We start from the raw sequence: 21,046 nt of genomic DNA, 5'->3' as shown, positions 1-21,046 counted from the left end.
CGAACACGCCGCCTTCGTCGAGCAGCTCCGGCAATACCGGGCAAACCGGCCTTGACGCGGGCCGGGGGGCCATTAGAATGGTCGTTTCGCCGGTCGAGGATGGGTTTCCGGCCGGGCCGTTGCCCGGGACACGAAGTTAGGTAGCTCCGTTCATGAATTGCTATCAGCCGAAAGCCGGCGAGCTGGCCAAACAGTGGTACGTGATTGACGCCAACGAGGCCGTCGTCGGTCGCCTTGCTGCTCAGATCGCGCCGATCTTGATGGGCAAGCATCGCCCGACCTACGCCCCGTTCCTCGACACCGGCGACTACGTGATCGTCACCAATGTCGACAAGGTGGTCTTCACCGGGAACAAGTGGCAGCAAAAGTTCTACCAGCGCTACTCGGGCCACCCGGGCGGTCAGAAGGAAGAACAAGCCTGGAAGCTCTTCCAGCGCCACCCCGACCGGATCTTGCGGCTGGCCATCCAGCGGATGATGCCAAAGAACAAGATCGGCCGCCACATGATGAGCAAGCTCAAGCTCTACTCGGGGCCCGCTCACGAGCACCAGGCCCAGTCGCCGATCCCCCTGGAAGCGATCGACGGTCGGCCTTCGGCCTCGGGAGCGATCTACGCCCCCAAGCCGACCCCCGCGGCCAAGAAGCCTCGCCCGAAGTCGGTTGCCGAGGCGGCCGTCCTGGCACCCGCCGTCGAAGAGGCCCAACTGCCTCCTCCGGCCGGAGCCCACGAGGCTCAACTACCTTCTCCTGACTCGGTGACCGAAACGCCGTCCGCCGAGCCGACGGCCGAGTAAGCCGACGTCGTTCTCGAAATCATTCCATGGCCCGCGCCCCGGGAACGGGCGCGGGGATCAAACCCGCGATAGACCCGATCGGGCTGAGGATCGAACCAAAGATGGCCACGGCTGCTCACTCTGATTTCATCTGGGGCACCGGCCGGCGCAAGACCGCGGTTGCCCGGGTCCGGATCCGCGAAGGCACCGGCAAGTACCTGATCAACAAGCTCGAAGTGGACGCCTACTTCACCGAGGAGACCCAGCGGAGCGACGTTCGCGCCCCGCTCCGGGCCACCGAGATGGGTGAGCGGATTGACGTCTTCGTCAACGTCAAGGGTAGCGGCAAGAACAGCCAGTCCGGGGCCGTGCTCCTGGGACTGGCTCGTGCCCTGGCCGAGCATCGCCCTGACCTCCTTCCCGTGCTCCGCGACGGCGACTTCCTCACCCGGGACGCCCGAATGGTCGAGCGGAAAAAGTACGGACACAAGAAAGCGCGTCGCAGCTTCCAGTTCTCGAAGCGTTAATCAACCTTCGATCCGGACTCGACCCAACTTTCGCTTTCAGAATCACGCCGCCAACCTCCGGACTGTCCGGGTGTTGGCGGTGTTCTTTCTTGAATCTGCCGAGCCGATCCGTCCGATGGGAGCCGTTCAGCTCTTGAAGTTCTGACGGAAGAGGTCGAGATTACTCCGACGGCCCAGGATCACGGCCGTATCGCCCACGGCGAACGGCTCGTCGCCCGACGGGGGAAACTCGACCCGACCGTCGGCCCGCTTGACCGCGATGACCATGACCCCGGTCTTTCGGCCGATGTCGGCGTCGCGGAGCGACAGGCCGTCGAGGGCGCCGTGACTCTTGACCGGGACCTCTTCCATCTCGATCGCAAGACTTGACCGGCGCGTCACCAACTCGGCGAACTCGACCGAGGAAGGGTTGGTCAACAGCGAGATGATCCGGTGGGCACCGATCACCGCAGGCATCACCACATGGTCGGCCCCGGCCTGTCGGAGGGTCTTGAGGGTCACGGTCTGCTCAGCCCGGGCAATGATCTCGACGGTCGGGGCAAGCCGACGGGCCGTCAAGGTGAGGAAAACGTTCTCGGCATCGGTCGGCAGTACCGTCACCAGGGTCTTGGCGCGGTCGAGTCCGGCTTCGCGGAGCGTTTCCTCCTCGGTCGCATCGGCGTGGAGGTTGGGATAGCCCCGGCGCTCGATGTCGATCACACGCTCGATCGCCCGTTCGATGATCACGAACGACATCCCCGCATTGACCAGTTCGTCAGCGACCAGCGTGCCGACTCGGCCGTAACCGACGATGATCGTGTGGCCCTTCAGTGCCTCGATCTGACGCTTCATCCGTTGCCGTCCCAGGTAGTTGCGAACTTCGCCCTCGGTCAGAAGCTGAACGAACCCCGCCAGCGTGTAGGCGACCGACAGCATCCCCATCGCGATGACCATCATCGTATGGATCTGGAGACTGGTCGAGGCCAGCGGGCGAACCTCGCCGAATCCGACGCCTGAGATGGTGATCACCACCATGTAGAGCGATTCGAACAGGCTCCAGCCGTGGGAGAGATAGCCGAGGACCCCGAACAGGACAACGAGGCCCACAGAACCGAAGCCGACCATGATCCGGCGGACCGAGGTACGATGCCAGCGCTCCAGGTCTCGGTTCGAGATCGGGTCGGGCCTTCCCGATGGTTGGGTTGATGACATCGACATGGCGGGAGCGCCGGAGGGGGGATCGCCAGGACCGTAAATCCCGGCAGTCGGATGGCTGGACGTGGGAGGGTGGCAGGCCAGAGGCTGGTTAGAGTTTTGGGCGGAGGAATTGATTGATGGCCACGGCGCAGATGATTACGGTGCCGAGGACCAGGCCCTCGACCTGCGTGCTATTGAGCTCGATGACGACGTGAGCCTGACCTACGAAGAAATCCAGCTTGCGGACGACCAGTCCTGTTCCACGGATCAAGGTCTGCAAGAGCACCAGGCCGAGTACCGTACCGCGGATCGAGCCGATCCCCCCGGAAAGACTGCATCCACCGACGACGGCAGCCGTGATCGCGAACAATTCGTAGGATTTGCCCAGCTCGGGACTGGCCTGCCCGCTCCGCCCTGCGAAGAGGATTCCCGCCAGTGCGGCCATGACACCCGAGAAACCATAAGCAAACGCCTTCAGCCTGCGGATTTTCAGCCCACTCAATCGGGCGGCGGCCTCATTACCACCGAGCGCGAAGAGGTGTCGGCCCAGAACAGTCGCTCCCATCATCAGGCTGGTTGCGGTGGCTACTAGCAAGAAGGTTCGGAATGTGAGTCGAGGCGTCTGGCCCAGGAATCGAAAGGCCTCGTACTCGACATTGATCGTCCGATTTTCCGAGAGAATCGATGCCAGGCTACGAAGCCCCGACATCGACGCCAGGGTGGCGATGAATGGCGGTAGCCCGAATCGATTGATCAAGAACGCGTGGAAGAGCCCGATTGCCAGGCCCAATAACAAGGTCAAGGCAATCGCCAGGATTACGATCCCATTCGAAGGGGGTGTGGGGGACGCCCCGTTGTGGAGCCACTCCTTGAGGAGCTTCGCGCAGAAGACTGAAGAGAGCGCCACCACCGATCCGACCGAGAGGTCGATCCCCCCCGAAATGATCACGACTGCAGCCCCGACGGCCAGTACGCCGTAAAGGCCGATCTGATGGAGGAGTGAAAGTTGGGTTGTCCACGTGAAGAAGGAGTCGGGCGGTCCGAGGAGATAGATCAGCCCGAGGATCGCCGCAAGGCTCGCGACCAGGCCTAGCTCCGTGGATCGGAGGACTTTCGACAACCACCCCGCCCTTTGGTTCGCGCCCATGAGCCTCGTCTTCTTCCGATGGCGAGGCGAGTGGCGGGAGACAGCCGCACCCGACTCGCCTACGAGTTGCCGCGCCTCAGAGTAACCGATCGAGATCGTCCCGACCACGACCGGCCGCCCGCCGGAGTCAGGAGGACTTGAGCCCTTTATCCGCGAGCCACTTCTTCATGTCCTCGATCGTGATGACCTCGGCACCCTTGACCGGCGAGTCGGCCGTCGGGACGATCACGCGGACTCCCGTATCCAGGCTGGTCTGCCCTTCGGGAAACATCTGCTCGACCGTCGTCTTGTCGTCTTTCATCAGCGCCGAGAGGAGCCGGACCGCTTGATAGCCGATCTCGTAGGGATTTTGGCAGACCGAGACGTCGATGTCACCCTTTTCGAGAAAGGCCACGGCCTGTTCATCGAGGTCGAAGGTGACGACGCTGGTCTTCTTGCGGAAGTCGGGCCGCTTGGCGACCTCGGCGGCAATCCTCGGGGCATTGTAGGAATAGAGGCCGAGCATCACGCCGATCTCGGGATCCTTGGTGATGGCGATCTCGGGGAGCGACTGGGCCCGGTTCGTATCGTGTTGATCCTCATAGATCATGTCGGTAGACCGGAGAAACTTGGGGCCCGCCCCGGTGAAGAAGCCATCCAATCGAGCCCTGGCATTTTCGGCCGAGGCGCTGCCGACGAAGACGGCCACCGACCCGCCCTGGGGTCGGATCGTCGCGGCGGCCTGGCCGGCGATCTCGCCCGCCTTGGCATTGTTGGTCCCGATGTAGTGGCTCCGGGCGTCGGCGGCTCCTGTGTTCACGTCCGAGTCGATCGTGATGACCAGCTTGCCGGCTTCCTTGAGCTTCCGCATCGCGTCGGCGATACCCGGGGCGTCGGCGTCGACGGCCGAGACCGCCACGGCCTTGACCTCGGAGGCTCCCAGGGCTTCTTCGAGCAGGCGGATCTGCCCCTCGGTCCCGGCCCCTTCCTGATTCCTCTTCATCTGGACGTCGGCATCGTGCTTGGCCGCACCGTCCTTCATCCCCTTCTCGACGGCCGACCACCAATCGGAATTACCGTTGGTGACCAGGACAATCCGGCCCGTTCCCGAGGAGGCACCGGAGGAATCCGGTCCGACGGTCCCCGAATGATTGGCCGCCCCCCCGCAACCGGCGAATCCCAGGCCGGCCCAGGCCGCCAGGGCCAGGACACCGCTTCGACTCATCGTCCAGGATTGAATCACGAAATGGCCCCTCGCCCCCAGGGCGTCAGCGGTTATGCTCGATGATCAGGTCAGTCGATCGGCCGCGAGATGCGGACGAAATTGATCTTAGCGAGGCTGAGGCCCGAGGGGAACCGCTTCGATCCTTCCGAGCGAGTTAATCGTGGTTGCGTTCGTCACTTGCCCCCCTCTTGCAATCAAGGTTGATCCAACCGATCATTAAAAAGGATGATTTCTCGGTCGAAAGCCTTCGAGGTGGTGTTGTCGATGCGTTGGAACGACCGGGTTTATGGAGAGGTGTCGATCGACGATCCCGGAATTCTCGCATTGATCGAGTGCCCGACCTTCCAGCGACTCCGAGGAATCCGCCAGGCAGGTCCCTCCGCGCTAGCATTCCCGTTCAAGACGGTCACTCGTTATGAACACAGCCTCGGAGTGCATCTGCTCCTCGGACGCCTGGGTGCCGATCGTCGCGAACAAGTGGCTGGCCTCCTTCACGACGTCTCACACACGGCGTTCTCGCACGCGGTCGACTTCGTCTTCGCCTCGGAAGAGCAGGACCACCACGAGGGGCTCAAGCCGGAATTCCTCCACCGGCCCGATCTGGTCCGGGTCCTGGCCCGGATGGGCTATGAACCCGAGGTGTTCTACGACGATTCGGTCTATCCCCTGCTCGAACAGCCCTTGCCCGGCCTCTGCGCCGATCGCCTGGATTATTTCTGCCGAGACAGCCTGGCCTGTGGGGTCACGACTCCGGCTCAGGTCTCGCGATTTCTCAGCTCCTTGATCGTGGTCGGGACCAGCATCGCCTTCCGGGACCAAACTATCGCTCGAGAGGCGGCCGATTGCTTCGCCGAGATGAACCGCGACTGGTGGGCCAGCCCGACCGAAGCGTACATCTATAATGAATTCGCCGACTCGCTCCGCGAGGCCTTCCGCCTGAAGGTCCTCCGACGAGAGGACCTCCTGGGGGATGACGCCGAAGTCCTCCAGAAACTCCAGCGGAGTTCCGACCCTCGGATCGCCGAGAAGCTGGACCACGTCCTCCGGTTCGATCCCCTTTCGATCAAAGGCTTTGTCCCTCGGGTCGAACCCAAGGTTCGCTGGCTCGACCCGCTGATCTACGACACCCGGGGACTCGGCCGCCTCTCCGAGCGAGAGGGGCCGGCTCAAGCTGGCGGGATCGCCGTCCGATCCTAGACATTGACTCTTTTCGAAAGCGGCACTACGATCCGCCCGCAACAATATCCGGCCAACGGAAGGACGGATGTCTGGTCAGTCGGCGGGAGGATAGTCCGGGCCGACCAGCCGCGTTCGAGTCTATTTTCGGCCCTACTGGGCCGGACTCTAGACTACGGGCGAGGTTCCTGGTCGATCGATCGCCCGACCCCGGGGAAGTGCGACCGAGTATGGCAATTACGCCCCTCACGAGCCGGCCTCCGACCCGCCGCAAGCTCCAGCCGAAGCCCACTCCGGCCCCTCGACGGCCCAAGCCGGTCGAGGCCCCTCGACGGATGGCCTCGAACTTCCTGTCCCTGAGCGCCGCCGAGGTCGCCTGCCGGGCGACTTCCGTCCTGGTCACGCTCTCGCTGGCCAAGGTGCTGGGAAAGGGGGGATACGGACGGATCGAGTTCGCCTTCAACGTCGTCTTCTGGCTGGTCCTACTGGTCAGGAACGGTTGCGAGGTCATCGCCGCTCGCGAACTGGCCCGACATCCTCGACTGGTCCGCCCGCTGGTCAACCACCTCCTGACGATCAAGATCGTCCTCGCGACAATCCTCTTCGTGGGGTTGGTGATCGTGGGCTCGACGACGCTCCGGGATCCCGCCGACCGGCTCCTGCTGACTCTCTACGGCCTGATGCTCCTGACGACCGCGATGGGGCTCGATTTCGTCTATCGAGGGATGGAGCGGATGGGCCTGGTGGCGGTCTCGCTCTATATCCGGACGGCGGTCTATGCGCTGGGCGTCTGGTTCCTGGTGGGGGACGCCTCGCGGATTGCCCGGGTCCCCGCCTGGCTGGTGACGGGCGAAGTCTGCGGGATCGCGCTGGTCTGGGGCTGTTACGCCCGGCAATATGGCCTGCCTCGGCCGGCCTTGAGTGGCCGATTCCTGGGCGTCTTCCTCCATCGATGCCGCCCGGTCCTGATGATCCAGGTCGCCCAGACGGTCCTGAGTTCGGTCGACCTAATGGTCGTCGGGCTGATGTGTACCTGGGAGAACGTGGGCCTCTACGGGGCCCCTCATCGTATGGTCACCGCGGCCCTGACCTTCGGGATGATCTTCCAGCAGGTGGTCTTCCCCACCCTGGCGCGTTCCTGGCGGGACACCCCGGCGGCGGGGCGTCGGGCGCTGGACTCGCTCGTCCGGATCCTGACCCTGGCCTTGATCCCTGTCGCGGTCGGGGCCTCGGTCCTCTCCGGCCCCCTGGTCCACGAACTCCTGCCGGAATGGGGTTCGGGGGCAAGCTGGCTCCTGGCCCTGGGGATCTGGCGGGCACCGCTCCTGACCCTGGCCTTCCTCTACCAGACGGCCCTGATCGCCATGAATCGCGAGTCGGCCGGGGTCCGGCTCCTGGCGGCCGGAGCCCTGGGATCGGGCCCGCTGGCTGCGCTCCTGCTCTGGAAATTCGGGCTCATGGGAGCGGCGGCCGCGATCGTGTTGCTCGCCCTGGCCCTGGTAATCGCCGGGTACGGCTGCCTGGCCCGAGAGGGGCGTCCGCCGGCCTGGCATCACCATCTGGCCCGCCCGATCGCGGCCTCGGTGGTCATGGTCCCGGTCTGCCTGGTCCTCCTCCGATGGCATCTCCTGGCCGCGATCCTGGGCGGAGCCCTCTCCTACGCCATCGCCCTTGTGACCCTCGGAGGGTTCCGATTTTCCGAGCTGCGCGTCGCCCTCGGTCGCGATTGAGCCGTTGCCAACCGAACAAGCACACCCAGGCACAATCAACGCAAACCATTTATCCAAAGTAACTTTCGTCGCCACGACCAACCGCGATTGTCGGCGACTGGTGAAGTTCGACCTCGCGTGGGAAAAACGAACCCAAGCTTCTCCAACCTATCCCCTCCCGATCATCCGAACTCCGACCCACTCATGGAAAAAACGAACCCAACAAAGGCCCCTCGCCGCTTCTTACGCCGGCTTCGCGAATCCTCTATCTGAAGAATTTCGCTCGGGGAAAGGTCCTATCAACCGGTTTTCCTGCCAGACCTGATCGTTTCCCGGACCAGGACAACCCGACTGGGTCGAACCCTTCCCGGATCCTGTCCCTTTTCTCCATGCACGCGCGGGTACATTTCCAACAGTCAACTCGACTGCGGGTGGACTTGTGCCCCGAGACTGCCGGAGGCTCTCGACCATCGCGGAAAGAGCACTTCAAGGCTCGAGCATCCGAAGTCAACCCGAAAGGGAATTCATTCGAATCAGCGAACGAGTGCTCCCCGCGTAACGATTTCCCTCTCCCATGAGCAACCAGCCCGGGGAAACGCCACAAAGGCAGATGAACCCGAGCAGGATCGTGGCCGGGATGGTCACTCCGGCCTCGTAATTGGCCCAGGTCCGGGGCGGAATTCCCAGGGCTTCGGCGAGGTCGGACAGGCCGTCCTCGCCGTAAACCTCCCGGCGAATCAGGCGGACACGCGCGCAGATCTCCAGTCGTCCCGATGATTTAGACATGGGCGGAGTCCAACAACAGGCCCAACCCGTCGGGAGATCCGATCGATCTCACTGAAGGCGGCGGTGTTCCGGGCCGCCAAAGCCTCCGGTACCCCACGGGCTGATTTTCAAGACATAAGCTATCTTAACAAAGCTAGTCATTCAAGATCTATAATTTTTGACAACATTTAATTTTTTCACTCGTAGGGCGGGCTGGCCCTGCAAGACGCTCGTCCCCGATCGGGCAGCATCCGGCGATGCCAAAATCGAGGGGGGCACCCCGGTCGGATTCGATCTCTTGCAACAGGCCGCTCGGCCTATGATGCAACCAGAGATTCCTGTCCGGAATCCCACAACTTCCGCCGTGCAAACCGACTGGTGCGATGGGAGAGTTTTGGGTACAAGATCCGGATCGAGGCTCGTCATGAGGACGAGATCCTCCCGATGGTCTGGGCCTAGAGACATCGAACTCGACACGCATCGACTCGGACGGGACAGGAGGTCGCCGTTGAAGTTCTGCATGGTCACCACGTTCTTCGGCGCCCACAGCTTCGGCGGCGATGCCGCCTATGTAGACCGACTCTCCCGGGCCCTGATCCGTCGGGGGCACGAGGTTCATGTCTTCCACTGCGTCGACGCCTTCAACTCGGTCCGGGGCGACCACCCGCTACGTCCCTACACGCCGCCGCCGGGCCTGCACGTCCACCCGCTCAAGAGCAAGCTGGGGATCCTCTCACCGATCGCGACCCAGGTGACCGGCCAGCCCTACTTCAAGTACGAAGCCCTCCGCGAGGCGCTCGATGCGGTGGATGTGGACGTCGTTCACTTCCACAACATCTCGCTCGTCGGCGGGCCGGGTGTCCTGAATCTAGGCCGGAAAGCAGTCCGGATCATGACGGCCCACGAGCACTGGCTCATCTGCCCGATGCACCTACTCTGGAAGTATGACCGAAAGGCTTGCGATTCCGCCGATTGCGTCCGATGCATGCTCGCCGGCCGTCGTCCCCCTCAAGCCTGGCGGGCCACCGACGCGATCCTTCAGGGGCTCCAACAGCTCGATGCTCTGGTCTTCCCCTCCAGGCATACCCTGGAGGAGCATCGTCGAAGGGGGATCGGCACACCGATGGTCCACCTCCCCTACTTCCTGCCCGACGACTGGTCGAACGGGCTGGAGGACGCCGAATCCGCCCCCACTCCGCGGCCTTACCTGGCCGCAGCGGGCCGACTGGTCCAGATGAAAGGCTTTCAAAGGCTGATTCCGTTGATGCGATTGCTCCCCGAAGTCGACCTGAGAATCGCCGGGACCGGCCCATTCGAAGGTCGGCTCCGCGACCTGGCCGCGGGGATTCCCAACGTGAAGTTCGAGGGGCTCCTCGGCGGCCCGGCCCTGGCCCAACTCTTCCACGGCGCGAGGGCGGTCGTCGTCCCTTCACTCTTCCCCGAGACGTTCGGCTATGTTGTCCTGGAGGCATTCGCCGTCCGGACACCCGTGATCGTCCACAACGGCGGAGGCGCGATCCGCGAGACCGGGGTCCTGAGCGGGGGTGGACTGGGCTACCAGACCGATGGCGAACTCCTCCTGGCCATGCGCCGGATGGCCCACGACGACGATCTTCGCGACGAACTGGCCGACCGAGGCTACGCGATGAGGATTGGCGAATGGTCCGAGACCGCCCACCTCGACCGCTACTTCGGCCTGATCCAGGGGATCAAGGCCGGGCGGGCGGGGGAGTCGGTCCCGCCTCGGCCCAAGTTCGCCGAGCTCGATTCCAGGATCGGTCATCTCGACCGGTCCGAGGACATGGATGCCGCCTGATCCGAGGATCGGGACGACCATGAACCGCCGAGTCGCTATTGGCCTGACACTGGTCGGGATCCTCCTGGCCTGCTTCTCACGGCTCGTCGCCGAGCCTGCCTCCCTGATCGTCGACGCCGATCATCCCAGCATCGATCACGCCCGCCCTCGATCCGATCTTTCCACCGGCAACGACCTGACGCGGCTCTTCCTGCCGCATCACCTGGGAATCGCCCGCCAGATCGCCCGGACCGGGCATCCTCCGCTCTGGGACGATCGGGGTTTCGGCGGTCGTCCGATGGTCGGCAACCCGCAGGCCAGCCTCTTCTATCCTCCCGCCTGGCTTGCCTGGGGGACGGGATGGCCCTCGGCGCTCGGGTGGATCACGGTCGGACACCTGCTCTGGTCGAGCCTGGGGGCGTATCGACTGGCCCGGACGGTCGGGATGGGCGAAGCGGGGAGCCTGATGGCGGCGGGGTGCGTCCAACTCTCGCCTTACGTCATAGCTCAGGCGTTCGAGGGGCACTATCCGCACGTCTGGGGGGCGTCCTGGTATCCCTGGGCGTTCGAGGCGGCGATCCGACTCCGTCGATCGTTCCTTTCCGACGTCGCGCCCGGTTTCGGTCGGGGACTGCTTGATTCCTCGGAGTCTTTTCCTCGCCGGGAGGGAGACCCCGAAAAGGCGGCGGCGTGGCTGGCCGCGATCCTCTCCGCTTGCTTTTTGACGGGCCACCCCCAGGAAGGAGCTTTCCTCCTGATCGCACTCGGGCTCTGGGCGAGTTTCGATGGGCTCGTCGCCATCGGCTCGGGACGGGGACGTTCGGGCATTAAATTCTGGTCGGCCTGGGCCAGGGCCTTGATCCTGGCGGCTGGCCTGATGGCGATCGAACTGATCCCCGACGAGAAGGCCCAGGCGTGGGCACTCCGAGGGACTCGACTGCCGATTCACCTGGCCGGACAATACCACCTGGAAGTCGCCAATCTGCTCCAGCTCCTCAGCCCCCGGGCATTGGGCGGGCCGTCGGAATACTTCGGTCACGAGAATTACTGGGAGGCGCTCCTGTCGATTGGCCTGGTCCCCGGGATCCTGTCGATCGTCGGCCTGGCCTGGTCGCTCGACCGTCGAGGCGTCCGGGGATGGCTGATCCTGGTGGTCGGGGCCATCCTGTTCGCGTCGGGTCGGAAGCTCGGCCTGTTCCCCCTCTTCTATCATATCGTACCAGGGATGGATCGGTTCCGGGTCCCCGCCCGATCGCTCTTCCTCGCGAGCCTGGGACTGTCGATGCTCGCCGGGATGGGGGTCGATTCGCTCCGGGCTCGATCGGGAGACGATCTCCGATGGCGCAAGCTGGGCCTTCGCTGGTTGTCGATCGCCGTCGGATTGACTGCGATGACCCTGGCCGGAAAATTCGGCTCGGGCTGGATCGACACGTCTTTTGTCCAACCCGGCTCGAACGTCGGCCGGGTCCCCGAGCTGAACCGCTGGATCCTGGGACTGGCCCGGCTCTCGACCGATCCGGTGTTCTGGGGGGCTCTTGGGTTCTCGACCGTCACGGTCGGATGGGCGGCGTGCTATCCGAGCAGTCGCCGGAAGGCTGCCCTGATCCTCGGAGGCATCGGCCTGATCGAGTTGACCCTCTATGGCCATGACCTGATCCGGATCAGCCCCGCCGACCGATTTCTCGGCCCGAACCCGATCGGCCAGGCCCTCCACGACCACCGGCCACCCGTGCTCGAACCGCCGAGAATCCGGGCGGTCGACGACCTTTACAGCGACGTCCAGTCCGGTCGTGATGGATTCGCCAAGGCGAACGTCAACGACTCGTTCCAGATCCAGCACGCCGCCGAGCTTTACGAGCCCCTCTATCGACTCTTCACCCCCGAGCGGGATGACCGAGGAGCCCCGATGGACCGCGCCGTCGCGAACTTCCGACGCGAGGTCCGCAAGGCCGTGCTTGATCGGATGAGCATCCCTCTCCTGGTCTCCGACCGCAGGACCCCCGGAGGTTCGTGGCCGGTCCTGGCCTCCGGTTCGAGTGAGGGACGCCCCTACTTCATCCTCAAGAATCCGACCTCGACACCTCGGGCCTACGTCGTCCCCCGGGCCGAACTTACCCCCGACGACGCCTCCACCGTCGCTCACTTCCGCCGGGTCGATCCCCGACAGGCCGTCCTGATGCCCGACGATCCCCTGAGCGATGCAAAAGGTCCCCGGCAACCGTTCATGCCTGCGGAGTGGACCTCGGATGACCCAGACCGGGTCGTCATCCGGGTCCAGACCGAGGCCCCCGGACTCCTCGTCATCGCCGACACCTGGATGCCCGGCTGGTCCGCCCTAGTCGATGCTGTACCCGCCCGGATCTTGAAAGGGAACCGGGCCCAGAGGGTCATTCCACTGCCCGAAGCGGGCCGCCACGAGATTATCCTGACCTATCGCCCCCCCGGCCTCATCGCGGGCATGGCCATCACGGCGGCCTCGTTACTGATCGCATTCGGACTGCGGGCCGGAAGCCTTCTACGACGTTTGTCCTCGACTCGTCCCGCCTCGGCCCGATAATCTGACGGATGTCGGGGACGCCGCCGATAGACGTTGGTGTTCGGGCGATGGGGGACGGACCTTGGCGACGGAAACTGTCCGAGATTCAAGGCTCCGATCACGCCCACGATGGCTCCCGATCCTGCTCGCCTCGGGAATCGCCGGGTTATCGATGTATGTCGCCTGGAGGACCACGTCACTCGATGGCCTGCCCGACGTGGGCGACCCCTTCGACGTGGCGGCCTTCGCCGATCGGAAGGTGGCAGACGCCGACAATGCTTACGTGCTGTACAAGGAAGCCGTCACTCTCCTCACCCAGCAGTATCCCGAATCGACTTACGACTGGCCGAAGGCCGACGACGCCACGCGTCGGTGGTTAGAAGAGAACCGCCCGGCGATGGAGGTCTGGCGGCGAGGGACCGAGCGGCCCGAGGCCCAGTACGTCCCTCCTCGATCCATGAAACTCGACACACTCCTGCCGGTCGTGCAAGAACTCCGGAAATTCCCCCGACTAGCCCAACTGGAGGGCTCTCGCCTGGAGTCGGAGGGGGACATGGAAGGGGCCTGGCGATGGCACCGGGCCATCTTCCGGTCGAGCCGGCACGTTGGTCGACGAGGGATGTGGATCGAGCGGCTCGTCGGGATCTCCTTCCATTCCATCGCCGTCCGGCAACTCTCGAAGTGGGCGGCCGACCCTAGGGTCGATGCGGCCTTACTTCGGAAGGCGCTCGACGCCGCGATCGCCGACGATTCGCTGACGAGCCTGACGTCGGACCATTGGAAGGTCGAATACATTTCATTCGCCAACTCCGAGAACGACTCGACCTTGATGGTGAAATGCCTGATCGATGAGGACCTTGTCGCTGCCGCTCGCCCGAGCCCCATCGGGAAGATCCCCTACGCATTCCAACTGCAACGCGTCTTGCTGAAGGAGCCCGAACGAAGCCGACGGGTCCTCCGGCTGATCCTCGCCAACGTTTTGAACTGGGCGGATCTCCCCTCGAAGGACCGTCCTCCCATTGCCGTCTCGGTCCCGAATTCCGTTATGGGCGCCAGAGTCAAGACGCTGTTCGATCTCCGGGAGGTCGGAGCCTCGGCACCCTCCGCGGCCCGAGCATTGCCCCCCGAGGAATTAGCAAGCTGGTTCCAGTCGTCCCTGTATGCCCGACACCTCCTGCCGTCGATCAACTCCCTCGACGCCGCCATCGCCCGAGAACGATCGGCCCAGGCCCAACTACTGCTCACGCTGGCAAATCAGCTTTTCGCGCGCGAGCACGGCCATCCTCCAGAAACGCTTGAGGAACTGGTCGGCCCTTATCTCATAGAACTCCCCGAGGGTCTCCCCTCGACCGGCGACACTCCCGAACCGAGGGCCCAGCCTTGAGCACCGATTCGCGACCCCACCGGAGGCTCATTTTGGTCCTGGCGTCCCTGGCCCTGGCCGGGCTCTCGGCCTGGATCGGAGGTCGGTTGATCAGCCTGGACGGCCTGCCCGATATCGGAGACCCCTTCGACGTCGAGGCGTTTTCCCGCCCGATTCCCGACGAGACCAACGCCTACGTCCTCTATCGCCAGGCGGCCGAGAAGCTGACCAGGGAGCCCCAGGACCTCCAGGGGCACTGGGAGGCGGCCGGGGAAGCGGAACGGAAATGGCTGTTCGATAATCATGAAGCGATGGAGATCTGGCGCAGGGGGACCGAACGCCCCGATGCGCTATATATCCTGCCCCTTGAGCTGAAATTCACCACCCTCCTGCCGGTATCCCAGGCCCTGAGGTCGTTCACCCGACTTGCGACCCTGGAGGGAACCAGGCTCGAAGGAGAAGGGAAGTACGAGGAGGCGTTGGGTTGGTATCTGGCGATACTGAGATCGAGCCGTCACTCGGGCAAGCGTGCGACCGCCATCGAGCGACTGATCGGAATCGCGATGCACGGAATCGCCTGTCAGCGGATTTCGAGCCTGGCCGCGCGGCCGGAGGTGGGAACCTCGACAATCCGAATGGCCCTCGACTCCGCCATCGCCATCGATGCCATGACCCCACCCGCCTCGGACCTGCTCAAGTGCGAGTACCTGGGCTTCGACCACTCGGTCACCGACCCGACGCTCGAAGACCCCTCCTCGTTCATCAGTCCGGCCCCCGAAGGCTCGGACCTTCCCCTCAAACGAACCCTCTTCCGGCTCAAGAGGTTGATCCTCAAGGAGCCCGAGCGGAGCCGACGCGTCTTCCGCCTGATCATCGCCAACAATCTGGCCTATTGCGACCTGCCGGCATCGCAGAAGCCGCCGATGGCCGGCAGCGGTCCCAATGGTTCATCCCAGGGCCAGGCTAACCCATTCCTCACCAATCTCTACGTCACCGGCCCGGATTCTCCGGCGTCGGCCCGGGTCCTGTCCCCGGAGGACCTCGCCCACTGGCAGGCCACGACGATCTACTCCGATATGTGCATGCCGGCCCTGGGGGCCGTCAACAAGGCCCTGGCCCGAGAACGATCGGTCCAGGCCAACCTGTTGCTCACGCTGGCCAACGCGCTCCACGAACGCGAGCACGGCCAGCCTCCCGAAACGGTCGAGGAACTGGTTGGTCCCTATCTCAAGGAACTCCCGGAAGGGTATTTCGCGCCGAAGTAATCAATCGAAGACCGACGAGCCCTCAAGCCGCCGATCGCCGACGGAATCGGTCGAGAGCCACGGCGGCCACGATGATGATCCCGATAATCACGTCCTGGCTGGCGTTGGGGATCCCCGCGTGGACGCATCCGTTGTTCAGGACCGACATGATCAGGCAGCCGATCAAGGTCCCCAGGACCGTCCCCTCGCCGCCGGAGAGACTCCCCCCGCCGATCACGACGGCCGCGATCACCTGGAGCTCCAGGCCGTCGGCGGTGGTCGGGTCGCCGGTCCCGTCCAGATAGAGGAACTGAAGGCAGCCGGCTAGCCCGGTCAGCACGCCCGCCAGCCCGTAGACCGCCAGCTTGATCCGGGGGACCGAGAGCCCGCATAGCCGGGCCGTCGACTCATTCGAGCCGACCGCGAAGGCGTATCGACCCAGGAGGCTCGACCGGAGCATCAGGGCCACCAACAGGCTCAGCCCCAGGAGCAACCAGACCCCCGGCGCCAGCATCGTGAGGTCTCGAACCAGGGAACCCACCCCAGCCGACCATCGTGATGCCCAAGCCGCCGGGGGCCGGTCGATGGCCATCACCTGGTGGAACCACCACCTTTTCGAATCGCCCGGGATGTAGACCGGGGTGCTATCCGAGAGCCACTTGGCCAGGCCACGGAAGACCTTCAAGGTCCCCAGGGTGATGATGAACGGCACGACGCGCAAGCCCGAGATCAACCCGCCGTTCAGGAGCCCGCACCCACCACCGAGTGCAACCCCAGCGACCAGGGCACCGAGGACCGGCCAGTGATAGTCGCGGACCAGGATCGCGACCGAGACCGTGACCAGGGCCACCGCCGACCCGACCGAGAGGTCGATCCCACCGGCGATCATGATCACCGTCATCCCCAGCGCGGCGGTCCCCACGATCACCGTCTGGACCGCGATCGTCCGCCAGTTGTAGGCGGTCAGGAACGAACCCGTCTCGCCGGTCAGCCAGGCGAAGAGGAGCGTGATCAGGACCAGCCCCAGGAACGGACCGAAGACCGTCCAGGCCCACCCCAGCGCCCCACGGAGTCGCACTCCATTGGGTTTCGCCCCAACTTCCGCTTCATCCATGCTCACGACCATCCCCCTCGATGCCATCCGGTCGATCTCGGATGTCGAGCATCGCCGACCAGCCCGGCTCGCACAAGCGCTCGCCGTACCGAGGTGGGGAGATCAAGCTCCGTCGGACGAATCGGCCGAGTCATCCCGACGGTCGCGGGCCAGGACCTTGGCCATCTTCTCACACCAAGCCACGCCTTCTTCCTCGGTCCGGAAAATCCCGCCGAGTTCGAACGAATGCCCGTCCCAATCTCCTCGGAAAACCCGAGCCGTCCAGGCCCGTCCTCCACGCACCAGTTCGATCCGGTCCCCTCCTACCACCCACCGACGAGGTTTCCCAGAACGTCCCGAGCCCGATGCGGAGCGAGGGTCACGGTTCGAGGGCCGATCCGGTGTATCTCCCGACCTGTTGCTGGGCAATCTCAACCTCCGAGCCATCAATGATCGTTGAAAGATCCGGCGACCATCACTCGATCCTCGGGAGGAAGGCTCCCCTTCGTATCGCGGCGGAGAGGCGATGAGGTTGACTCGAAGCGACCAAGAATCGGACGATCTTGGCGTCGATCGCAGCGAGGATGGCTCGGGGTATGGGCGTTGTATCCTGGGAACAGGTTGGCTTCGCGATCGTCGGACTGACTGCTTGGCCAGAATGTCGCACGATCCAGCGTTGCCTGATCCAGAGACCAGTCCGCGCAACCAGATCCGTTCGCTTACCCGCGAAACTTCCCCACGGCCCATCCAACGTTGGAGGTCCGATACTCTTTATCTAGGACCGTCTTGGACAACTGGCAAGGATGGTGAGCAATCCGCCGCGGATCGGTCGACTTGCCCACAGGCCGATTCGATTTTGCATCCCGCCGTTACTCTCGGAGCATCGACCGGGATGGCCCGCAGATCCGAATCTTCCGAGACCTCGCCCGACTTGCGCACGTTGGACGTCAGCCGCCCGTGGCTCGGTCCATGATCGCGTGCTCGGTCCATTCACCCACCGGCCGCGCCTCGCTCAGGACCCCACGGCTCATGACCGCAATCCGGTCACAGATCCCGATCAGTTCCGGAAGATAGGAGCTGACCATCAGGATCGCCTTGCCCGAGGCCGCCTGCTCGCCGATCAATCGGTAGATTTCCGCCTTCGAGCCAACGTCAATCCCCCGGGTTGGCTCGTCCAGCAGGAGAACATCGGCGTCCTGGTGGAGGAGTCGAGCCAGGGCTACCTTCTGCTGGTTTCCGCCCGAGAGCGCACCGACCGCCTGGCTCGGCCCCGCCGCCTTGACCCGGAGGGTTTCCATCCAGCGAGCCGCCTCGGACCGTCGCCCTTTTCGGTCGAGCCAACCCCATCGGGCATGGCGAGCCAGGGCCGGATAGGTCAGGTTGTCCTCGATCGAACGCGCGAGGGCCAGCCCTTCCCCCTTCCGGTCCTCGCTGAGCAGGCCCAAACCACGGGCGATCCTCCGACGGGGCGAGGGACGCATGTCGATCGTCCCATGAATCCGAACCGCCCCGCTTCTCACCGGGTCGAGGCCGAAAATCACCCGAAGGAGTTCGGTCCGGCCTGCCCCTACCAGTCCGGCGATTCCCAGGACCTCGCCGCGACGGAGCTGCAAGTCGGCTAACCTCGGCAACAATTTCCCGGCGATTCCCGAGAGGTCCAGCACCACCTCGCCCGGTTCTCGCGCGATCTTGGGGAAGAGCTCGGTCAGCTCACGCCCGACCATCGAGGCGATGATCGCCGACATCGGAGTTCCCTCCAGTCGCCCCGAAGAGACCGATCTCCCGTCCCTGAGGACCACGTACCGCTGAGCGACCCGGTAGACTTCCTCCAGGAAATGGCTGATATAAACGATCGCCAGGCCGCGATCCCGAAGCCTGCCGATCACCTCGAAGAGTCGGGTCGCGTCGCGCTCTGTCAGCGAGCTGGTCGGCTCGTCGAACACGATCACCCGGGCCTTCGAAACGAGAGCCCGCGCCACCTCGATCAGCTGCTGGGCACCAACGCTCAGGCTTCCCGCCCTGGCCCCGAGAGCGAGGTCCGGGTGGCCGAGGGTCGCGAGCGCCTCCGAGACGATCCGGCGATGCTCGGATCGTCGGAGCATCCCCAAACTCGTCAGCTCCTGACCGAGCATGACGTTGGCCTCGACCGTCAAGTCCGGGGCGACCGTCAACTCCTGGTAGATCATCGCCACGCCCCGCTCGAGCGCGTCACGAGGTCCACGAGGGGCGTAAGGCTGCCCTTCCATCGTCATCGACCCCGAATCGGGCCGGCAGGCACCGCTGAGGACCTTCATCAAGGTGCTCTTACCCGCCCCGTTCTCGCCGAGGAGTGCAAGAACCTCGCCCGCTTCCAGTTCGAGCGAAACGCCATCCAGAGCCCGGCTCGCACCGAAGTTCTTGGCCACGTCTCGCATGGCCAGCAAGGGATTGCTCAAGACCGACCTCCCACACGCACAACTGTCCGACCCCCGACCCTCGCCGACCAACCCGGCTCGCGACCGAGCGTGTTCGGCTCTCAACGCGGCCAATCGGCCTTCGGATCGAAGTTGATGACCCTCGTCTCCGGCTCATCGGGGATCTGGGGCCTCAAGTATGGCTTGTCGGAAGCCTTGTGGCACGAATAACACATCGTAAGGCTTTCCCTGTACATCGCCTCGAACCCCAACTTGTCCTTCCTGTCGATCGTGCCTTTGAGCTGCGCGAGTTGGCTATTCTCGAAGGCCTCGAGGATGTTTCCCAGGTGAACCTCGCGACCCTGGCTATCCTTGCGGACGGGGATCCGGCGGACGGCCCAGCGTAGGTGGCTTCTGGTCTCGGAGAGGTAGAAATCGGCGAGTGGCCAGTTCTCAGCCCGGCCGGCGAACCATAGGTTCCCGAAATGATAGCCCACATCGGCCATGATGTGCGCCTGATCGGGGACGAGTTGCTCCAGGGAGGCGATGCGACCCAGGAGTTCCTGAGCCGAGGGATCTTGTGGCCCAGAGGCGGGCGCCGCCCGATCGCAACCCGAAGAGGCAAGGGCTGCGAGACAGAGGCCGATGAGTCCGAGCCAATTCGAGCGTGTCATCCGGGATTCCTCGTGCGTTCGGCCTTCTCCGAACCCGTTTCCTCTTCGGGCGACGACCGCCCTGCTCCCGAGAAGTTGTTCCAGGCTCTCTGGGAATCTTCCATCGGGTAAAAGACGATGGGATTACTCAGGGCTTCTTCGCCAGCAGACCGGCTCTTTCAAGTGCCCGAAGCATTCCCACGGCGCTGGATTCGTTGGGACAGAACACGCCATCGAACTGACCACGGAACCGCGTCAGGAGATTCTCCGACTTCTGCTGGGCGAGATCCGAGGTCGCCCCGGCATACTGGTCGTCCGACAGGAAACCCACCTTGGGAAACTCCTGCTTCATCGTCTCGACGAATCCCTTCTCACGTTCATCCGTGCTGGCCGAACCCACCGCATAGCGGAGGAGGATCACCTTCCCCTCCCCATGGATCAGCTCCCCCAAACGCCGGGCTGCCAGGGCTCCCCCTCGGTAATTGTCGGTCGCCACGAAGCTCGAAACCTTCTCCGAGTCGAGCGCCGAGTCGATGATCACGACCGGGATTCCCTTGGCGATCGCCTGATCGACCGGCTCGACCAGGGCCCGTGCGTCCAGCGGAGCCAGGACGATGCCGTCGACACCCGAGGCCACCGCGGTCTGAACCAGCTTGATCTGCTCGGACCGATCGTCCTCGCGTGCCGGACCGTTCCAAACGATCTCGACTTCACCCAACTCTTCGGCCGCCTTCGAAGCCCCGGCATGAACCGACTGCCAGAACTCGTGGGTCGTCCCCTTGGGGATGACCATCACTCGCCACTTCTTCCCCTTGACCCCGTTCGCTGCCGTGTCCGAACGACCATCCGCCTTGGGCGGATGTAAGATCGACTCGATCTCCGGATCCTTCAGGTTCTCGGGCGTGACCAGGGTCTCGCCCGTAGTCACCTTGGACTCGACCGGTCGCTTCTCAAGCACGTCGACCACCGTCCGAACGCCCAGATTCCCCATCTGGAAAGGGTTCTGGACCACGGTACCCTGAAGTTGACCCGCTTCCAGGGCCTCCAACAGTCGAGAACTCGCGTCGAAAGCGACGAACTGAACCGGACGAGTCGGAAGCGTAGTCGCTTCGCCCCCGGGGCCGGTGGCTTCCCCACATCCGGCGACAATCGAGCCCGACAAGGCCACGCAGGACAGGAGTAAGGCGCAACGTGCGACCACGAGGGAATCTCCGTCGATAATCAGAAGCGGAATATTTGAATTGGTCAGCTCATCCTAAGTTCGATACCACCTCGAAGCAAGCAGTTGCCAGCGTCGAGGCCCGTGAGGGAGCACGACCATCCGGATCGACAAATACACCCTGAATACTCAGACATTTGCATAAATTGAATCACGATGACAACCTTCGGTCTCCGGATAATTGCCGAGAAAAGACGGACGAGGTCCTTGACTCGAAGAGATTTCCCGGTAAGATCACTCCTGTCGCCTGGGGATGACGACGACGCGAAACGC

Annotated in this window: 16 protein-coding genes and 1 pseudogene; 8 read left to right on the top strand and 9 right to left on the bottom strand. The window is 64.0% G+C overall.

The genetic code is table 11. The annotated features are described in order from the left end of the window. Nucleotides 1–152: 152 nt before the first annotated feature. Nucleotides 153–575 (top strand): annotated as a pseudogene (rplM, locus tag P12x_RS17445) (50S ribosomal protein L13); the annotation flags it as partial. 320 nt (nucleotides 576–895) lie between these two features. After that, nucleotides 896–1,300, top strand: coding sequence for a 30S ribosomal protein S9 (rpsI, locus tag P12x_RS17440; RefSeq protein ID WP_435005673.1), 405 nt, complete (start codon nucleotides 896–898; stop codon nucleotides 1,298–1,300). A gap of 126 nt (nucleotides 1,301–1,426) precedes the next feature. Here the strand turns inward: rpsI and P12x_RS17435 are convergent, their stop codons facing one another. The 3 genes from P12x_RS17435 to P12x_RS17425 all read right to left on the bottom strand — a co-directional run bounded on the left by P12x_RS17435 (nucleotide 1,427) and on the right by P12x_RS17425 (nucleotide 4,845). Then, nucleotides 1,427–2,497: a potassium channel family protein gene (locus P12x_RS17435; RefSeq protein WP_435005672.1), complete on the bottom strand. Its 1,071-nt coding sequence runs from the start codon at nucleotides 2,495–2,497 to the stop codon at nucleotides 1,427–1,429. Nucleotides 2,498–2,585: 88 nt separating this feature from the next. Continuing rightward, nucleotides 2,586–3,623, bottom strand: a complete 1,038-nt coding sequence (locus tag P12x_RS17430; protein WP_435005671.1) for an ABC transporter permease — start codon at nucleotides 3,621–3,623, stop codon at nucleotides 2,586–2,588. Between the two features lie 127 nt (nucleotides 3,624–3,750). After that, nucleotides 3,751–4,845: a substrate-binding domain-containing protein gene (locus P12x_RS17425; RefSeq protein WP_435005670.1), complete on the bottom strand. Its 1,095-nt coding sequence runs from the start codon at nucleotides 4,843–4,845 to the stop codon at nucleotides 3,751–3,753. A 246-nt stretch (nucleotides 4,846–5,091) separates the two neighbouring features. Between P12x_RS17425 and P12x_RS17420 the strand changes: the two genes are divergently transcribed. Both P12x_RS17420 and P12x_RS17415 read left to right on the top strand, forming a co-directional pair. After that, complete coding sequence (locus P12x_RS17420; RefSeq protein WP_435005669.1) at nucleotides 5,092–6,024, top strand: HD domain-containing protein; 933 nt, start codon at nucleotides 5,092–5,094, stop codon at nucleotides 6,022–6,024. A gap of 209 nt (nucleotides 6,025–6,233) precedes the next feature. After that, the gene (locus P12x_RS17415; protein ID WP_435005668.1) at nucleotides 6,234–7,733 is read left to right on the top strand and encodes an oligosaccharide flippase family protein; all 1,500 of its coding nucleotides are present in this window, start codon (nucleotides 6,234–6,236) and stop codon (nucleotides 7,731–7,733) included. A gap of 486 nt (nucleotides 7,734–8,219) precedes the next feature. On the opposite strand, the gene P12x_RS17410 is transcribed toward P12x_RS17415, so the two are convergent. After that, the gene (locus tag P12x_RS17410; RefSeq protein WP_435005667.1) at nucleotides 8,220–8,498 is read right to left on the bottom strand and encodes a helix-turn-helix domain-containing protein; all 279 of its coding nucleotides are present in this window, start codon (nucleotides 8,496–8,498) and stop codon (nucleotides 8,220–8,222) included. Between the two features lie 487 nt (nucleotides 8,499–8,985). Here P12x_RS17410 and P12x_RS17405 point away from each other — a divergent pair, with 487 nt between their 5' ends. From P12x_RS17405 to P12x_RS17390, 4 genes are all read left to right on the top strand, one after another. After that, entirely contained in the window at nucleotides 8,986–10,293 is a 1,308-nt protein-coding gene (locus tag P12x_RS17405; protein WP_435005665.1) for a glycosyltransferase family 4 protein, read from the top strand. Between the two features lie 19 nt (nucleotides 10,294–10,312). Continuing rightward, complete coding sequence (locus P12x_RS17400) at nucleotides 10,313–12,829, top strand: hypothetical protein (RefSeq protein ID WP_435005663.1); 2,517 nt, start codon at nucleotides 10,313–10,315, stop codon at nucleotides 12,827–12,829. A gap of 61 nt (nucleotides 12,830–12,890) precedes the next feature. Beyond that, nucleotides 12,891–14,192, top strand: coding sequence for a hypothetical protein (locus P12x_RS17395; protein ID WP_435005662.1), 1,302 nt, complete (start codon nucleotides 12,891–12,893; stop codon nucleotides 14,190–14,192). Beyond that, nucleotides 14,189–15,436, top strand: a complete 1,248-nt coding sequence (locus P12x_RS17390) for a hypothetical protein (RefSeq protein WP_435005661.1) — start codon at nucleotides 14,189–14,191, stop codon at nucleotides 15,434–15,436. Before P12x_RS17395 ends, P12x_RS17390 begins: the two co-directional genes overlap by 4 nt. Nucleotides 15,437–15,458: 22 nt before the next feature. Here the strand turns inward: P12x_RS17390 and P12x_RS17385 are convergent, their stop codons facing one another. From P12x_RS17385 to P12x_RS17365, 5 genes are all read right to left on the bottom strand, one after another. After that, nucleotides 15,459–16,529: an ABC transporter permease gene (locus tag P12x_RS17385; RefSeq protein WP_435011682.1), complete on the bottom strand. Its 1,071-nt coding sequence runs from the start codon at nucleotides 16,527–16,529 to the stop codon at nucleotides 15,459–15,461. A 102-nt stretch (nucleotides 16,530–16,631) separates the two neighbouring features. Further along, nucleotides 16,632–16,811, bottom strand: coding sequence for a hypothetical protein (locus tag P12x_RS17380; protein WP_435005659.1), 180 nt, complete (start codon nucleotides 16,809–16,811; stop codon nucleotides 16,632–16,634). Nucleotides 16,812–17,455: 644 nt separating this feature from the next. Beyond that, entirely contained in the window at nucleotides 17,456–18,943 is a 1,488-nt protein-coding gene (locus tag P12x_RS17375) for a sugar ABC transporter ATP-binding protein (protein ID WP_435005657.1), read from the bottom strand. Nucleotides 18,944–19,023: 80 nt separating this feature from the next. Next, a complete protein-coding gene (locus P12x_RS17370; protein WP_435005655.1) occupies nucleotides 19,024–19,575 on the bottom strand; it encodes a hypothetical protein in 552 nt (183 codons plus the stop codon). A 127-nt stretch (nucleotides 19,576–19,702) separates the two neighbouring features. Next, complete coding sequence (locus P12x_RS17365; protein ID WP_435005654.1) at nucleotides 19,703–20,755, bottom strand: substrate-binding domain-containing protein; 1,053 nt, start codon at nucleotides 20,753–20,755, stop codon at nucleotides 19,703–19,705. Nucleotides 20,756–21,046 lie beyond the last annotated feature (291 nt).

Source organism: Tundrisphaera lichenicola, assembly GCF_051175385.1.
GTDB lineage: Bacteria > Planctomycetota > Planctomycetia > Isosphaerales > Isosphaeraceae > Tundrisphaera > Tundrisphaera lichenicola.
Note: the sequence above shows the minus strand (reverse complement) of the source record. Positions and strands in the feature narration are given on the sequence as shown.

Coding starts and splice junctions, on each gene's coding strand:
- rpsI (WP_435005673.1), top strand. CDS start 896: ATGGCCACGGCTGCTCACTCTGATTTCATCTGGGGCACCGGCCGGCGC.
- P12x_RS17415 (WP_435005668.1), top strand. CDS start 6,234: ATGGCAATTACGCCCCTCACGAGCCGGCCTCCGACCCGCCGCAAGCTC.
- P12x_RS17370 (WP_435005655.1), bottom strand. CDS start 19,575: ATGACACGCTCGAATTGGCTCGGACTCATCGGCCTCTGTCTCGCAGCC.
- P12x_RS17385 (WP_435011682.1), bottom strand. CDS start 16,529: ATGGATGAAGCGGAAGTTGGGGCGAAACCCAATGGAGTGCGACTCCGT.
- P12x_RS17420 (WP_435005669.1), top strand. CDS start 5,092: ATGCGTTGGAACGACCGGGTTTATGGAGAGGTGTCGATCGACGATCCC.
- P12x_RS17400 (WP_435005663.1), top strand. CDS start 10,313: ATGAACCGCCGAGTCGCTATTGGCCTGACACTGGTCGGGATCCTCCTG.
- P12x_RS17435 (WP_435005672.1), bottom strand. CDS start 2,497: ATGTCGATGTCATCAACCCAACCATCGGGAAGGCCCGACCCGATCTCG.
- P12x_RS17430 (WP_435005671.1), bottom strand. CDS start 3,623: ATGGGCGCGAACCAAAGGGCGGGGTGGTTGTCGAAAGTCCTCCGATCC.
- P12x_RS17410 (WP_435005667.1), bottom strand. CDS start 8,498: ATGTCTAAATCATCGGGACGACTGGAGATCTGCGCGCGTGTCCGCCTG.